Source organism: Evansella cellulosilytica DSM 2522 (genome assembly GCF_000177235.2).
In the GTDB taxonomy this organism is placed as follows: Bacteria; Bacillota; Bacilli; order Bacillales; family Salisediminibacteriaceae; genus Evansella; species Evansella cellulosilytica.
The window spans coordinates 476,634-492,530 of sequence record NC_014829.1; the positions used below are offsets into that span (position 1 = coordinate 476,634).

General features: G+C 35.9%; 16 protein-coding genes. 10 read left to right on the forward strand and 6 right to left on the reverse strand.

Going from position 1 to position 15,897, the window contains the following annotated elements:
* Positions 1–388: 388 nt before the first annotated feature.
* Positions 389–1,618 (forward strand): cellulase family glycosylhydrolase, encoded by a 1,230-nt coding sequence (locus BCELL_RS02340; RefSeq protein WP_013487060.1) that lies wholly within the window; start codon positions 389–391, stop codon positions 1,616–1,618.
* A gap of 554 nt (positions 1,619–2,172) precedes the next feature.
* On the forward strand, positions 2,173–3,639 hold the full coding sequence (locus BCELL_RS02345) for a cellulase family glycosylhydrolase (RefSeq protein WP_013487061.1): 1,467 nt from the start codon (positions 2,173–2,175) through the stop codon (positions 3,637–3,639).
* Positions 3,640–3,698: 59 nt separating this feature from the next.
* Here BCELL_RS02345 and BCELL_RS02350 read toward each other — a convergent pair whose 3' ends face one another.
* The gene (locus tag BCELL_RS02350; protein ID WP_013487062.1) at positions 3,699–4,559 is read right to left on the reverse strand and encodes a dimethylarginine dimethylaminohydrolase family protein; all 861 of its coding nucleotides are present in this window, start codon (positions 4,557–4,559) and stop codon (positions 3,699–3,701) included.
* Positions 4,560–4,781: 222 nt separating this feature from the next.
* Positions 4,782–5,264, reverse strand: coding sequence for a hypothetical protein (locus tag BCELL_RS02355; RefSeq protein WP_013487063.1), 483 nt, complete (start codon positions 5,262–5,264; stop codon positions 4,782–4,784).
* Between the two features lie 251 nt (positions 5,265–5,515).
* Between BCELL_RS02355 and BCELL_RS02360 the strand changes: the two genes are divergently transcribed.
* Positions 5,516–6,430, forward strand: coding sequence for a diacylglycerol kinase (locus BCELL_RS02360; RefSeq protein WP_013487064.1), 915 nt, complete (start codon positions 5,516–5,518; stop codon positions 6,428–6,430).
* 216 nt (positions 6,431–6,646) lie between these two features.
* Here BCELL_RS02360 and BCELL_RS02365 read toward each other — a convergent pair whose 3' ends face one another.
* Positions 6,647–7,549, reverse strand: coding sequence for a hypothetical protein (locus tag BCELL_RS02365; protein ID WP_013487065.1), 903 nt, complete (start codon positions 7,547–7,549; stop codon positions 6,647–6,649).
* A gap of 248 nt (positions 7,550–7,797) precedes the next feature.
* On the opposite strand from BCELL_RS02365, the gene BCELL_RS02370 reads away from it, so the two are divergent.
* From BCELL_RS02370 to BCELL_RS02385, 4 genes are all read left to right on the forward strand, one after another.
* A complete protein-coding gene (locus tag BCELL_RS02370; RefSeq protein ID WP_013487066.1) occupies positions 7,798–8,733 on the forward strand; it encodes an ABC transporter ATP-binding protein in 936 nt (311 codons plus the stop codon).
* 14 nt (positions 8,734–8,747) lie between these two features.
* Positions 8,748–9,710, forward strand: a complete 963-nt coding sequence (locus BCELL_RS02375) for an ABC transporter permease (protein ID WP_013487067.1) — start codon at positions 8,748–8,750, stop codon at positions 9,708–9,710.
* Positions 9,711–9,909: 199 nt separating this feature from the next.
* The gene (locus BCELL_RS02380; protein WP_013487068.1) at positions 9,910–10,095 is read left to right on the forward strand and encodes a hypothetical protein; all 186 of its coding nucleotides are present in this window, start codon (positions 9,910–9,912) and stop codon (positions 10,093–10,095) included.
* Positions 10,096–10,187: 92 nt separating this feature from the next.
* The gene (locus tag BCELL_RS02385) at positions 10,188–10,430 is read left to right on the forward strand and encodes a hypothetical protein (RefSeq protein WP_013487069.1); all 243 of its coding nucleotides are present in this window, start codon (positions 10,188–10,190) and stop codon (positions 10,428–10,430) included.
* Between the two features lie 143 nt (positions 10,431–10,573).
* On the opposite strand, the gene BCELL_RS02390 is transcribed toward BCELL_RS02385, so the two are convergent.
* Both BCELL_RS02390 and BCELL_RS02395 read right to left on the reverse strand, forming a co-directional pair.
* Complete coding sequence (locus BCELL_RS02390; protein ID WP_013487070.1) at positions 10,574–11,815, reverse strand: DUF418 domain-containing protein; 1,242 nt, start codon at positions 11,813–11,815, stop codon at positions 10,574–10,576.
* Positions 11,816–12,062: 247 nt separating this feature from the next.
* Positions 12,063–12,833 carry a DUF4181 domain-containing protein gene (locus BCELL_RS02395; RefSeq protein WP_013487071.1) on the reverse strand — a complete coding sequence of 257 codons (771 nt, stop codon included), beginning with the start codon at positions 12,831–12,833 and terminating at the stop codon, positions 12,063–12,065.
* A 195-nt stretch (positions 12,834–13,028) separates the two neighbouring features.
* On the opposite strand from BCELL_RS02395, the gene BCELL_RS02400 reads away from it, so the two are divergent.
* The 3 genes from BCELL_RS02400 (at position 13,029) to lepB (ending at position 14,937) form a co-directional block, all read left to right on the forward strand.
* Positions 13,029–13,703 (forward strand): HAD family hydrolase, encoded by a 675-nt coding sequence (locus BCELL_RS02400; RefSeq protein WP_013487072.1) that lies wholly within the window; start codon positions 13,029–13,031, stop codon positions 13,701–13,703.
* Between the two features lie 102 nt (positions 13,704–13,805).
* The gene (locus BCELL_RS02405; protein ID WP_013487073.1) at positions 13,806–14,204 is read left to right on the forward strand and encodes a GNAT family N-acetyltransferase; all 399 of its coding nucleotides are present in this window, start codon (positions 13,806–13,808) and stop codon (positions 14,202–14,204) included.
* Between the two features lie 124 nt (positions 14,205–14,328).
* On the forward strand, positions 14,329–14,937 hold the full coding sequence (gene lepB / locus BCELL_RS02410; RefSeq protein ID WP_013487074.1) for a signal peptidase I: 609 nt from the start codon (positions 14,329–14,331) through the stop codon (positions 14,935–14,937).
* A 74-nt stretch (positions 14,938–15,011) separates the two neighbouring features.
* On the opposite strand, the gene BCELL_RS02415 is transcribed toward lepB, so the two are convergent.
* Positions 15,012–15,869 (reverse strand): MBL fold metallo-hydrolase, encoded by an 858-nt coding sequence (locus BCELL_RS02415; RefSeq protein ID WP_041808107.1) that lies wholly within the window; start codon positions 15,867–15,869, stop codon positions 15,012–15,014.
* Between the last annotated feature and the right edge of the window lie 28 nt (positions 15,870–15,897).

Consider the following 15,897-nt stretch of genomic DNA (forward strand, 5'->3'; position numbering starts at 1 on the left):
AAATAAAAATACTAACCTATCAATATAGATTTTATCCGGAAAAAAAGAAGAGCAATAGAGAAAAACGGAGGATAGTATAGAAATCTTTTTCGGAAAGATTTATTAGTTGAGGAGGGTAACAACATAAAAGTTTTGCTATTCTATGTAGTTAAATGTCGAATATACATGCACACAGTAGCATAGTACTATGACTTTTTACTAATAAAGAAAGGCGTTAGGTATATTCTCGTATTGAATAAAAAAAAATTGTTCTATACAATGAATTCCGCAACACATTTTTTTTGGAAGAGGGTGATAGCGTTTACATATACTCCTTAAAAAGTGCAAGCGCAGACTAAAACGATTTCGTTTCAGTATGAAAAGCTAAAACATTACCGAGGAGGAAAATATGAAAAAGATAACTACTATTTTTGTCGTATTGCTCATGACACTGGCATTGTTCATTATAGGAAACACGACTGCTGCTGATGATTATTCAGTTGTAGAGGAGCATGGGCAATTAAGTATTAGTAACGGAGAATTAGTCAATGATCGAGGCGAACCAGTTCAGTTAAAAGGGATGAGTTCCCATGGTTTACAATGGTACGGTCAATTTGTAAACTATGAAAGCATGAAATGGCTAAGAGATGATTGGGGTATAACTGTATTCCGAGCAGCGATGTATACATCTTCGGGAGGATATATTGAGGATCCTTCCGTAAAGGAAAAAGTAAAAGAGGCTGTTGAGGCTGCGATAGACCTTGGTATATATGTCATAATTGATTGGCACATCCTTTCAGACAATGACCCGAATATATATAAAGAAGAAGCAAAGGATTTCTTTGATGAAATGTCTGAGCTGTATGGAGATTACCCGAATGTGATATACGAAATTGCAAATGAACCGAATGGTAGTGATGTTACGTGGGACAATCAAATAAAACCGTATGCAGAGGAAGTAATTCCGGTTATCCGTAACAATGATCCTAATAACATTATTATTGTAGGTACAGGTACATGGAGTCAGGATGTTCATCATGCTGCTGATAATCAGTTAACAGATCCGAACGTCATGTATGCATTTCATTTTTATGCAGGAACACATGGACAAAATTTACGAGACCAAGTAGATTATGCATTAGATCAAGGAGCAGCAATATTTGTTAGTGAATGGGGAACGAGTGCAGCTACTGGTGATGGCGGCGTGTTTTTAGATGAAGCACAAGTGTGGATTGACTTTATGGATGAAAGAAATTTAAGCTGGGCAAACTGGTCTCTAACGCACAAAGATGAGTCATCTGCGGCGTTAATGCCAGGTGCAAGCCCAACTGGTGGGTGGACAGAGGCTGAACTATCTCCATCTGGGACATTTGTGAGGGAAAAAATAAGAGAGTCAGCAACAACACCACCTAGTGATCCAACACCACCATCTGATCCAGATCCAGGTGAACCAGAACCAGATCCAGGTGAACCGGATCCAACGCCACCAAGTGATCCAGGAGATTATCCGGCATGGGATCCAAATACAATTTATACAGATGAAATTGTGTACCATAACGGCCAGCTATGGCAAGCAAAATGGTGGACGCAAAATCAAGAGCCAGGCGACCCATACGGTCCGTGGGAACCACTCAATTAACGATATAATGATAGAAATTTACTAATGATATAAGGAGAATGCCAAGAGTCTAAATTGGACGATTGGCATTCTCATTTTACATATTAGAGTTGAAATACTTTCCGCTATTCGTCTGCAATAAGTTAACCCCATACTTAAGTAGTAGTTTTCCAATTCTGTAAAACACTTTTAATAAGAAAAGGTTTTCTTACGAATCATTTACATGCAAATTAATAAATTGTGAGACATTAGTGTAAAACTTTTTATCTAGTAGTAAAGCTTTATTTTATAAAACTAAACTAATTGATTTCAAAAAAAAGAAGTGCAATAAGGGCGTATTTTGACGAAAATCATGCTTGTCAGATAATTTGACCTACCTTAGTATAAAGCTTATTTTATTGATTAGGTATATTCACTGATTGAATAAAGAGAGTTTGTTTTATAAAATTAACAACGAAAAACCATTTTCGTTCGGGAGGAGTTGATAGCGCTTACAATTCGCTAGTTTATAAGTGTGTTTAGAAACTAAAACGATTTCGTCTCTAAAGTCTGTAAAAAAATTTTAGGAGGAAAAGATGAAAAAACTAACGACTATTTTTATTGTATTTACGTTAGCATTATTATTTGTTGGAAACTCTACTTCTGCAAATAATGGTTCCGTTGTTGAGCAAAATGGTCAATTAAGTATTCAAAACGGTCAATTAGTGAATGAACATGGAGACCCGGTACAGCTAAAGGGAATGAGTTCACATGGATTACAATGGTATGGACAATTTGTAAACTACGATAGTATAAAGTGGTTAAGAGACGATTGGGGAATAACCGTATTCCGAGCAGCGATGTATACATCTTCAGGAGGGTATATTGAAGATCCTTCAGTAAAAGAAAAAGTAAAAGAGGCTGTTGAAGCTGCGATTGATCTCGGAATATATGTCATTATTGACTGGCATATTCTTTCTGATAATGACCCGAACATTTATAAGGAAGAAGCAAAAGAGTTTTTTGATGAAATGTCTGCACTTTATGGGGATTATCCGAATGTCATTTATGAGATTGCGAATGAACCAAACGGACATAATGTAAGATGGGATAGCCATATTAAACCATATGCAGAGGAAGTAATCCCAGTAATCCGTGCAAACGATCCTAATAATATTGTCATTGTTGGGACAGCAACTTGGAGTCAGGATGTACACGAAGCAGCTGATAACCAACTAGATGACCCGAATGTAATGTATGCGTTCCACTTCTACGCTGGAACACATGGTCAGCAATTAAGAAATCAAGTTGACTATGCTTTAAGTCGAGGAGCAGCGATATTCGTTAGTGAGTGGGGAACGAGTGCGGCTACGGGTGATGGTGGCGTATTTTTAGATGAAGCCCAAGTGTGGATTGACTTTATGGATGAGAGAAATTTAAGCTGGGCAAACTGGTCTTTAACACATAAAGATGAGTCATCTGCAGCGTTAATGCCTGGTGCAAACCCAACTGGTGGGTGGACAGCGGCTGAATTGTCTCCATCTGGTGCATTTGTGAGGGAAAAAATAAGAGAATCAGCGTCTATTCCGCCAAGCGATCCAACACCTCCATCTGATCCAGATCCAGGTGAGCCGGACCCAACGCCACCAAGTGATCCAGGGGAGTATCCAGCATGGGATCCAAATCAAATTTACACAAATGAAATTGTGTATCATAACGGTCAGTTATGGCAAGCGAAATGGTGGACACAAAATCAAGAGCCGGGAGCTAATCAATATGGGCCATGGGAGCCTTTAGGAGATGCTCCTCCAAGTGAACCGAGCGATCCACCACCACCATCAGAACCAGAGCCGGACCCAGGAGAACCAGATCCAGGTGAGCCAGACCCAGGAGAACCGGATCCAACGCCACCAAGTGATCCAGGAGAGTATCCAGCATGGGACCCAACGCAAATTTACACGAATGAAATTGTTTACCATAACGGACAATTGTGGCAAGCAAAATGGTGGACACAAAATCAAGAACCCGGATATCCTTATGGACCATGGGAGCCGTTAAACTAACATATTAATCATAAATGAAAAGGTGCTCAGCAAAGAGGAGCACCTTTTCTAACAAAACTTTAGTCCTTCGCTCTAACAAGAGGCATAGTACAACATCTAAAAGATCCACCGGACTTAATAATTTCTGTAATATCGACTTCTATCACTTCATAACCACGAATACGAAGCTGCTGATTGACTTCTCTATTTATAGGTAAGCTAACAATTCTTTTTTTACCAATAGAAAGTACGTTTGTTCCAAGTGTGAACTGCTCTTCTTCATTTACTTCAATTAAATCAAAATGCTTTGCTAATATCTTTTCTTCCTTTTTGTCAAAAGCTCGTGGGAAATATAACGCTTCATTCTCTGAAATAATATTGAACACACAATCTAAGTGTAAATATTTTTCAGTAAAAGGTACGGTTATTACTTCGTACTCGTGTAAAAGCTTTTGGATATGGTTAATGGCATTTTGGTTCGTTCTATTGCTTAATCCAATAAATATTTGATGTCCATTAATAATGACATCGCCACCTTCTACCATATCTCCTAACAAATTATAATAAGGAATTTCTTTGGATTCTAGCCATTCCTTTAGAATGTTTTCCTCCCCTATTCTAGCACCATGTGCCATCTCTGCTACAAAGGTTGTTTGACCTAAGGTGAAACCAATGTCACGAGTAAATACTTGTTCTGGATATTTAGAATTTGGAGGAAGTAATATCACTTCAACACCATGCTTTTCTAATGCTTTGACAAAATGTTGATGTTGTTCCATTGCTAATTCAATATGAAGACCTTCGTTTGCAAAATGCTTTTGTGTATCATTTATTTGTTCGCGGATATGCATATGTTTAGGTTCACACAATACAACACGTTTTAACGTGTCGTATTCTGTACGGCAATATGTTTTATCTGTTTGTTTAGATAAGATTGACATGAAAAATCCCCCAATGTAGAACAAGTTATATTTATTATTTCCTACATAGGACTAGTTATGAGAAATGATCATTCATTGTTATAAGGAAATTAAAGGATAATGAGGAGAGTTTCAGCTTAAGGGTAACTATACCAAGCTTTATCGAGGGTGAAATGAAAAAATGTAGAGGCTGATCTAATGTGTGAAGCGACATTTGAACAGCCTCTATATGATAAGTGTACATTAAAAATTTGATTCGTTTGCTTGCTGTTCCTTCTCGTACTGTTCCTTCATCTTTTCCCAATTTATTTGTAGCAAAAGACTAATATTATAATAAACAGCAGCAGCAGCCAAACCGATAACAATGCTCAATAATGAATCGCCAAGTGTAAAGAAGAAGTTTCCATTTGCTAAAGACGTAATTGCGGAATAAACCATTGCTACAGCAATACCTGCTAATGCATACAAAGCAAAGTTTCTACAATACGCTTCAAGCTTTGTTCTAACTTCAGTATTCCGATTTTTAACAAAGAAATCCACAATATATGTCGCAGGAATACCACCAAGAATAAATACAGGGGCGGTATAGAAAGAATAAATACCTAAAAGTAAACCAAAACCGAGCTGTTCACCACTACTAAACAAGTACGTATAGCCAGCTAAAATAGCGCTGAAAATAACAACTGAAAGTACAGATATGAAAAATCTGTGAATAAATTTTGACATTATTGTGAACCTCCTTTTTATATATCGTATACGATCAAAAAAAATACGTAAATGATTTTGCTCACATTTTATAAAAACATTTTAATAATAATTATTGGACAATGACTATCATTACTTACCTTTTAAAAACATACATATAAATGAAAGTGTTGTTTAGAGAAAGGGCATTTTCATTCCTTTATTCATTGTAGTGGTGATATACTGACATTATAGTACCGTGATCGTGATTAAACCCTTTGGAGGACAAGTTAATGAAACGGTGTAGACTAATTTATAACCCTTCCTCTGGGAGGGAACAAGTGAAAAAACAATTACCTTATATACTAGAACAGCTAGAAATAACTGGCTATGAAACATCCACACATGCTACTACTGGCAAAGACTGTGCTAAAAAAGCAGCTAGGTTAGCTGCTGAACGAGGTTTTGACCTTGTCATTGCCGCTGGTGGAGACGGAACAATAAATGAAGTTGTGAATGGTCTAGCAGAACAGCCTAATCGCCCGATGCTTGGTGTTATTCCAGCAGGAACTACAAACGATTTTGCTAGAGCGTTGCACATACCAAGAGACATTCGTGAAGCGACAGATGTATTATGTAATGGTACTGAGCAATATGTTGATGTTGGAAAAGTCGGTGGACAATTTTTTATTAACATTGCTGGGGCTGGAACACTTACAGAATTAACGTATGAAGTTCCAAGTAAATTAAAGACGATGATTGGACAAGTAGCCTATTATGTAAAAGGTTTTGAAAAATTACCTCGAATTCGTCCAACGGAAGTAACAATAGAATATGATGGAAAGTGGTTCGAAGGAGAAATCATGTTATTTTTAGTATCGAATACGAACTCGGTTGGTGGTTTCGAGAAGCTTGCACCAAAAGCTTATTTAAATGATGGGCTATTCGATCTTTTAATATTGAAGAAAACAAATTTGGCTGATGTAGTCAGGGTGGTTAGTGCGGCACTGCGAGGAGAGCATATCCATGATGATTGCGTAATATATGTGCAAGCTAGCAGAATCAAGATTCATTCTAAAACTGAAATGCACTTAAACCTTGATGGAGAATACGGGGGAGACTTACCAGGAGAATTTACTAATTTACACAATCATATCAAAATGATTGTACCAAATAAAAAACTGGCTGTTTTTCAAGATTTATATTAATTTCAAGAGGGGAGGGGTTCAATAGGTTGATTTTTAGCTATTGTCTCCCTTTCTTTTTAAAAGGAAATGTATACATTACATTTGGCGGTGGACCTGATGCCACGCGTAGTAGCGAGAAGAGCCCTCACTACTACTTTAAAAACATGTGGCATCATTTCTTCACCGCTTCTAAGAAAAACAAAAAAAGAGCTAAACGAAGCTCTTTTTTTGTTTTTCTTATTCAATTCTCTCATAGTTTTTTAATGTTTTTAGCATTTGGACGGTTAAATAGCCTTTCCATTCTTGCTTTACACGGGTTTCCCATTCATCTTTATATTGTCCCCATTCCCAAAACGGCTCCCACGAACCATCCTCTTTCTGATTGTTAATTTCATAATCTAAGTTTTTTTGAATGACATCTTCTAATGCATTAAACATCGCTGCATTTGGGCTAGGTGCTAAACTTAGTGGCTTCGCACAATAACCACCCCATTGTGTATGGTCGAGTGTTGCGATATCTCTAATACTATCTCTTAAATATTCAACGATCATCGTTTTCCCTGGATCAGGCATTTCTTCTACTAAACGTAAATAACACAACACTTCATGGTACTCAGGTGTTTTATGTTGATTATCGAGATGTTGAAATACACTTTCTTGAAAAATATGAAACAGCTGCTCTGGAATCGCTTGAGGATAAGCATGATAATATCCTACTATCTCAACACCAGGATTTGCTTGAAAGGAGGTTACATCCTCTGAGTGTTTCCACCAATCGGCATGCGGAAATTCATTCATATGGGACAGCTTAAGCGGCCATGTTTCAAAAGAATAATATGTATCAGTGAAATATTTCATGACAGATTGAATAAAAGGGTGCTCCCATGATGCTTTTACTTCGCGTGCATATTGAAGCGCAACAGTTGATACGATTGGACTAGAGAATTTGGATCGAATATCTGGCTCTAGCCCGTGACCAACGCCACCATCTTCATTTTGATAAAACTGCAACTGCTGCATCACTTCGAGACTTGATCCGCTATTAAAGTGATATTCAAATAAGGCGCGATCAATTGGTCGAGCGTAGTGGTGAATATAATGAACTGCAAGGGCATATTTCTCTTGAGATAGTTTTATCATAATATACACTCCTCTTTTTCTTACGGTGTTTTTGTAGAGAAAAAGCGATTTTAGTAGATATGTATTATTGTACCACATCACATACCAAAAAATGGGAACTTTATAAGGTTTATGCAAGTTGTTTTCTCACGCCGTAATAGTGGAAATCTATATACGATGAAACTTTTAATAGCTTTATAACGTAATACTTTATTGGAGAGATAATTAAATTTGATCAATGTTATATAAAGGAGTAAAGGAGAGAAGAAATGAGTAGCTATGCACTTGAAGTAGAAGGTCTCACGAAAATAGTCGGAGGAAATAAAAGAATAGTAGACGAAGCAACATTTCAAATGGATAAAGGAGAAATTCTTGGGTTACTCGGGCCAAATGGGGCTGGGAAAACGACAACAATACGAATGATTGTCGGTCTCATTAGTAAATCAGAGGGGAAAGTAATTATCAACGGAAGAGATTTAGATAGTGAAGGCCAAAGGTGTAAAGAAGAAATCGGGGCAATTATTGAGAATCCAGCATTCTATGATCATATGTCAGGATTTAAAAATCTAAAGCAGTATGCAAGAATGGCTCGCCAGGAAATTACAGATGAAAGAATAATGGACGTTGTAAAATTAGTGAAGATGGATCATGCCATCCATGACAAAGTGAAAAAATATTCATTAGGTATGAAGCAACGATTAGGAGTTGCTCAAGCTATATTACATAAGCCGGCTGTGCTTATTTTAGATGAACCTACGAATGGACTTGATCCCCAAGGTATACGCGATTTAAGAGACTACTTAAAAATTTTAGCACAACAAGGTACGTCCACACTCGTATCCTCTCACCTATTAAGTGAAATGCAGCTAATGTGTGACCGTGTAGCCATTATGGAGCATGGAAAAATCATTGATGTATCCTCTATCTCCGCACTTAATGATAATGGAGATGAAGATGAGCTGATTGTTTCTTTTAAAGTGAAACAATTAGATGAAGCATCAGCATTGGTCGAAAAAAGTGAATTAGAAGTAACGAATGTAGCAGACGAAAATAATAGTCTTCAATTAAAAATGAAGAGTGAGATGATTCCAAAAATTAACAAGCTATTAGTAGAAAATAATATTGATGTTTATGCGATAGAATCGGCTAAAACATCGTTAGAAGAAAAATTCTTAAAATTAACGACAGTATCGGAAAAAGGGTGAGGGGAGAGTAAGTTATGTGGCAACTATTTAAAAACGAGTGGATAAAGCTTTGGTCGAAGAAACAAAATTGGTTCTTCATAGGAGCTCTTATCATCATTACTATTTTTGTTGGTATTATGCACAATCAGTTAATGAGCGATCCTTATGCCTCGGAAACGGGTGATTGGCAAGTTGGGCTAGAAATGGAAATTGCACATCAGGAAGAAATTATTGCAACGACGGATGAAGAGTGGGAAAAAGAATGGGCACAGGAACTTATAAATGAACATGAGGCCTATTTAGAGGCAGGTGTGGATCCAACTGCAACGACAAATATGACGTTTATTAATAGCACATTATTAGGAATTGCCTCGTTTATAACGTTATTTTCTGTCATCGTTTCAAGTACGATCGTTTCTTCAGAAGTTAATTCGGGGACAATAAAACAATTAGTCATTAGGCCGTATGAGAGATGGCAATTTTTACTTTCAAAGTTTATGATCGTAGTTGTTTATATGCTCATTTTAATCGCTACGTTGTTTATTACTAACTTTTTGATAGGTACCATTTTCTACGAGGCAGGAAGCTTTAGTGATCCAATCATTGAGAGATCCTTTATGGGAGAAACTGCTGAATGGACTGTAGGTCCACTGATTTTTGCAAAAATTGGATTATATATATTAAACACGTTAGTATTTATCGTTATCTCTTTTTCTTTATCAACACTGTTTAAAAATCAGGCATTAGCAGTCGGAATTGGAATATTTACTTTGTTTGCAACGAGTATGCTATCACAATCTTTAGTCTTCTTTTTAGAAGATACCGCATGGTTCAAGTTTATCTTTATTTCACATTTAAACTTACCACAATATGTGGCACAAGAAACACTGATGGAAGGCGTGACGTTGCCGTTTTCTTTAGTTGTTCTTTCTATATACGTCATTGTATTTTTAGCCATTACAACTGTGTTCTTCCAAAAGAGAGATATTGCATACTAATACATGTAGCTTAACAATTGAGGTTGACTTAAAGGTTGATTTTTTACCTATTGAGTCAACCTTTAATCATTCCTTGTAGACACCTTTAATTTTTCAAGAGGCACAGAAAAAGTACAGAGCAACTTTTTACTGTGCAAAATAATTAAAGAGGGACTGAAAAAAGGTAAATATCGAATTCTTTCAAAGGAGGAGATAAGCTATGACGATGCTACTATTTGTTGCATTAGCACTAGGAGTTGTTATGATAACGGCTTTAGAACTGACCGAGTCTTCTACATATGGGAGAGGTATGAAGCCATTTTTGAGAGAGTTTAAGAAGGCATTATACTTTATTCTACCTCTGTTTGTGCTGGCGCTCATCATTTACTATATTTTTCTATTCTAAATGCTCATTTATCTCCTTGTTTGAAATTGAGAGATCGAAGCTAGTATAATAAAGACCTCAATGTAAAAAGGAGTAATTGGAGTGAATATTAAATGAAAAAGCTTGCTCGATGGAGAGATAAATATTTTTTAAGAATGCGTCCCTTATTAATAATGATGGCTACTATCATCCTTCTAGGTGTCATTGTAGAAGCGATATTTCCAAACGACACTACACTGCGTAGTTACATCTTCACAATATTAGGCGGTGCATTCATCGTTGTTTGGTTTATCTTCTCATATTATGTCATATTTTATCTTACGCCGTGGGGGCGTCGTTTAACTAACAAAGACTAAATGGGTCAAGTAAGTAAATACTGATAGAACTTAAACAACACACAAATGATAGCATAAGCAACTCTTATCAACATCATACCTTCAGTAACGAAAAAGAGGGAGAACATAAATCTTTCTCCCTCAAAATATGTTTATTATAAAACTTACTTTTTCATCTTCGGAATGGATAAGTACGTACCAACACGCCAGAACCACTCCATAGGTCCAAATTGATTTCGCTTTAGCCATAATCGACTAATGAACATTTGAATCAAGAAGAGAGCAAGTGCAAGGAGGACACCGATAAACGTACCTAGTTTTCCTAGTAACCCAAACCCATATCCATAGAAGATAGTCGTCATGACGATAGATTGAGCCAAATAGTTGGAAAGTGCCATTCTACCGACGTATCCAAAACCTTTAAAAATCTTCGTTTCTCCTATCTTGTTGAACAGAAGACAAAATGCTGCAATATATCCTAACCCTAATAAAGGACCACCAAGAATATAACCGAAATATTCTAGACTTTCATTAGTAGTAAATACGTTACCTGCTTTTATAATTAAGCCTAAAATGATCGCTATGAAAGCTATTTTCATAAGCGTTGATTTATGGTCATTCGGGTGATGTACCCACCGCTTCTTCGCTAAATAGCCTCCTACTAAAAATAATAGTAACGTTTGAGTAATCATCGTAATAAAGTTAAAAACTGTCATCACAATTGCCATTATTTCACGTTCTAAAGCACTTAATTCGATTCCGTAGTCGATCTTTTCAAATGGACTAGCTGTAAATCGATGGTGAACAATATCTCCATACGTTCCATTACCTAAAACATCCCGTTCATATTCCACATAAGAGTCAAAAGTCACGATAGCTTCATCATCTCCAGGCAATAGTCCAGGTAGGTTTATAAGCGCTGCTATGGCAATGGCCCAGATGAGGAGTGTTTTTGCTTTTCGATTAACAAAAAAGATAAATAAAAAACCTGTAATCGCGTATGTAAGTAAAATGTCTCCATCCCAAATGAAGTATAAATGAACAAAACCCATTACCATTAGTATTAGTAATCTACGAACAAATAACAAGTAAAAAGGACGTTCGCGCTCTTGGGAACGCTCCCAAATCATAATTGCCCCGAAGCCAAATAACATCGAAAAAATAGGATAAAAGCTACCTTGAAAGAACCAACTAATAAAGGTATAAGTTACTTGGTCAATGTTGCTAGTTAATACTGGGGGAATTAACTCCATTCCAAATGTCCCGTATTGAAATGCAAACATATTCACAAGTAATATTCCTAACAAAGCAAATCCTCTTAAACTATCAATGTGATTTAACCTTTTGTTAGAGTCAAGTGGGGTCATCTCAACTTTTGGTTTATTTTGCTGCGTTTGTTGTTCCATTTTTTTCTCCTTTACACTGTTTATCATAATATAGAGTCTAAATATATTATCTTACCAATAATTAGGGAAAGCAATGTAAAGTTGATGAAATTATAATGTCAGATGCTAGTTTATAAGAGGGAAGGGGTTATACAAAGCAATATTCTTGAATTGTCACCTCTAGTATAAAGATTTAATCGGATACTAAAAACGTCAATGTATTTCGAATTGTTTTAGGACAGTTAAAGTTGTTAAATTCCTACATTTTTTACTCTAAAATCCAATCAAACTCATCAATCTTTAATTTTTCCAACAAGTTATTATCATCATGTATTGCCTCGTAGTAATGAGAAGCATTTCTCCTCGTTCCTAGAGGTGCTTCATGAATCCACATGGCTTGATCATCGAACTCTATTTTAAAAACGGCTTCCCTAAGATTATCGAGATCATCTTGTTTATAGCCGCCATAAATTCTTAATGTGTATTTCTCATCATAATGTATATAGATATTTCTATCTCGTTTAAGATTTACACTTTCGAAAAGATGAAGAACATTTTGAATTTCATCCTCTGCATGAAATGTCACTTGAGCTCTATCAGCTCCTCTAATAAATTCAACTTTATCAATCTCAGTAGCATTGAGTTTTTCTAATACTTCTTCAGTGAATGTCGTATACATCATATTACTAGTGATGAATGATATATTAATGATACCAATAACAAAAAAAATCATGATAGCAACTGTAGCTACATATTTTTTCCCCTCTAAATAGATTCGTTCCAGAGTGGCTCTAAAAGTAAAAAGTACGATAGCAAAGCTCACCCAGAACCACATCATATCATTGTAGTTGGTTTGGTCCATTACCAAAAACAGAATTAAGAGTGCGGTAATGGCAATGACTAATTCACCTATTTTACTTAAGTAGTTTCCACTCGTTTCTGATAGTTTTTTTATTTCACCTTTTACAAGCTTCTTTTCAGCAATTTTCTCAAAAATCGTTATAAAAATAGCTAATAAAGACAGTAGTGTATAAAACATGAATAAAATCCTCCTGTGGGGATAGGCTTTTTTGCAAACTGGTACTTTAAAATCATATCAACACTTACAAAAATATCCAACAGTCTTGTGATCTACATAAATCTATGTAATCAAATTTTATATCTGGAATAAAATGTTAAAATACTATGGGGGAGTGTATTTCCCTCCTAATTCATACTCGATAGGAGATGTAAGATGATGAAGGCTGTTTTATTTGATCTAGATAATACATTGTTAGACCGTGACGCATCTGTAAGAAGCTTTGTGAGTCACCAATATGATAGGTTAAGTAATTATTTAAATCATATTCCGAAAGAAACTTATATTAATAGATTTATACATATAGAACAGCGAGGATACGTATGGAAGGATATAGTGTATCAACAATTAGTCGAAGAATTTATTATCAGAGAAATTTCCTCAGATGAACTGCTTCAAGATTATATAATGGAATTTAGAAATCACTGTATTCCTTTCCCAAACTTAAATGCAATGCTAGATTCTCTGAAAGAGAGTCAACTTTTACTAGGGATTATTACGAATGGAAAAGGGAAATTCCAGATGGATAACATAAAAGCACTAAAAATTGAGGATTACTTCGATTTAATTTTAATTTCAGAATGGGAAAATCTTAAAAAACCTGATCCAAGAATATTTCAAAGAGCGTTAGAGCAACTAAATGTGCGGGCAAAGAGTAGTTTTTTTGTTGGTGATCACCCTCAAAATGATATTGATGGTGCTCATAGAGTAAACATGAAGACGATTTGGAAAAGAGATCACCAATGGTGCGATGTACATGCAGATTTCATCATTGATGATTTGATTGAAATACCTGCAATCATCCACAAGGATAATATTTCACAAATATAAGTATTTGTGAAATGTTTTAAAAAAGAAAAGGCTATTAATATTTTGCGAGTCTTCTTATAATATTAGAAAGTAAAAGTAATGATTCAAACTGGAGGAGAAAAAATGAGGTGGGTTAAAGAAGATTTTTTAATAAGTGATGATGTATCTACCATTGATTTAGAAATTGTAGTAAGTCTTCTTTCAACAACATATTGGGCGGCAAAAAGGGATAGGGAAACAATAAAAAAGAGTATAGAAGGTTCTGTTGTTTTTGGTCTATATCATAGTAATAACCAAATTGGTTTTGCAAGGGTAGTGACAGATAAGGCTACTTTTTCTTGGGTAATGGATGTCGTTATAGACGAAGCCTATAGAGAGAGAAAACTCGGCACGTGGTTAATGGAGTGTATATTAGATCATCCACATATTAAGCATACATCTTTTGGGTTAGCTACAAAGGATGCTCAAAGTTTTTACAGAAAATTTAACTTCTATGAAGAGGAATGTATGCGAAGACGATAAGCTATCTTTTCCTATATGGAAAATCATTTATTTCAAGGTCGCCTATCATTTTACAAAATAATATATAATGGAATGGACATGTTTTAATAATGATTTTTAACTGAAGGTTGGAGGATATTTACGAATGACATTTATAAAGGAAATGATTAGTTGGGTAAAATCTATTGCAGTAGCTCTCGTACTAGCAGTATTGATTAGTATTTTTGTCGTGCAACCTTTTAAAGTTGATGGCAGCTCCATGGAGCCGACATTAATGGGGGCGGATAATCAGCATGATAGTAGTGCAGATCGTCTATTCGTTTTAAAAACACCATATTTATTCGGGGCGACACCAAACTTTGGTGACATTGTTATTGTTGATAGTCGCTTAAATAATGAAAGATCATGGAAGGATGTTCTGCTAGAAAACCAACTCATCTCACTTTTTACAGATAGGGAAGAATCGAATGATTATATGTGGGTAAAGCGTGTGATCGGCGAGCCTGGAGATGTACTAGAAATGAATGGTGGGCGTTTATATCGCAATGGGGAGCTTCTTGAAGAAGAGTATATAAAAGAAAATATACAAGGTAACTTCGAAAAGGTGGTTGTTCCTGAAGATAATGTTTTTGTCATGGGAGATAACCGAAATAACAGCATGGATAGTCGAAGTATCGGGCCAATACCAACAGAACACGTAATAGGAAGAGCATTTTTAAGATATTTTCCTTTTAATAAAATGGGGAATTTTTAATGGGCAAGAGGATAACGGCAATTTTAGTTTCAGCTTTGGCGTTATCCTCTGTAAGAAGCTTGAGTCGATTTCGATTAATGTTTGTACTTATTGACATACTTGCCGTGATCTGGAATGGCGATATGTTCAAAGTCGTTTACTAGCTTCTCTAAGCTATTCGTTAAAAGTTCACCTGATGCAGGCGGACCATGTCCAGTTACAGCTAAAGCTGGATGTAGTGATGCTAGTTTTTTTACAGAGTTCCAAGCTGCTTGCCAATCAGTAGTTAAGTATCTAGGTGGCCCACTAATTTCAAACTCTTGTGTAAATACTTTGTATAAATATTCTTGTTTTACAGTAACGAATGCATCACCAACGAGGAGTGAATGATCCTTTTTTCGATAGAGTGAAACGTGTCCAGGAGTGTGCCCTGGGGTATGTACCCAATGAAATTCTGGTAATGCAGGTACTATGCCGTCATTAGGAAGTGGTTGTACATGATCCCCAAGATTAACAGCTTCGTTAGGGAAAAGGGAAGATAGTTTTGCGATAGCACCACCTTCTACAGTAGGATCTGGTTCAGGGTAGCTTTTTTGCCCAGTTAAATAAGGGATTTCTAATTGGTGTGCATAAACTGGTACGTTCCAGTGATTAACCAATTCTATAATTGCTCCAACATGATCAAAATGCCCATGAGTTAAAATGATTGCTTTCGGCTTACTGTTTTTCCCAAAGCGCTCCTCCGTCATTTCTATGATCCTATTTGCTGATTCGGGCATTCCAGCATCCACTAAAACAAACTCATTATCATCTTGGCGCCCGATAACACACATATTAACTACTTGAATTGTGTAACAATAAATATCAGGTTGAACCTCTACTCCGACACCACTATTAATTGATGTAGCAGGAATAAATTTATAATCAGACCCGTAAGACATTTCTTTATCCATCATTAACACCTCCTTTTTCTTATCGATA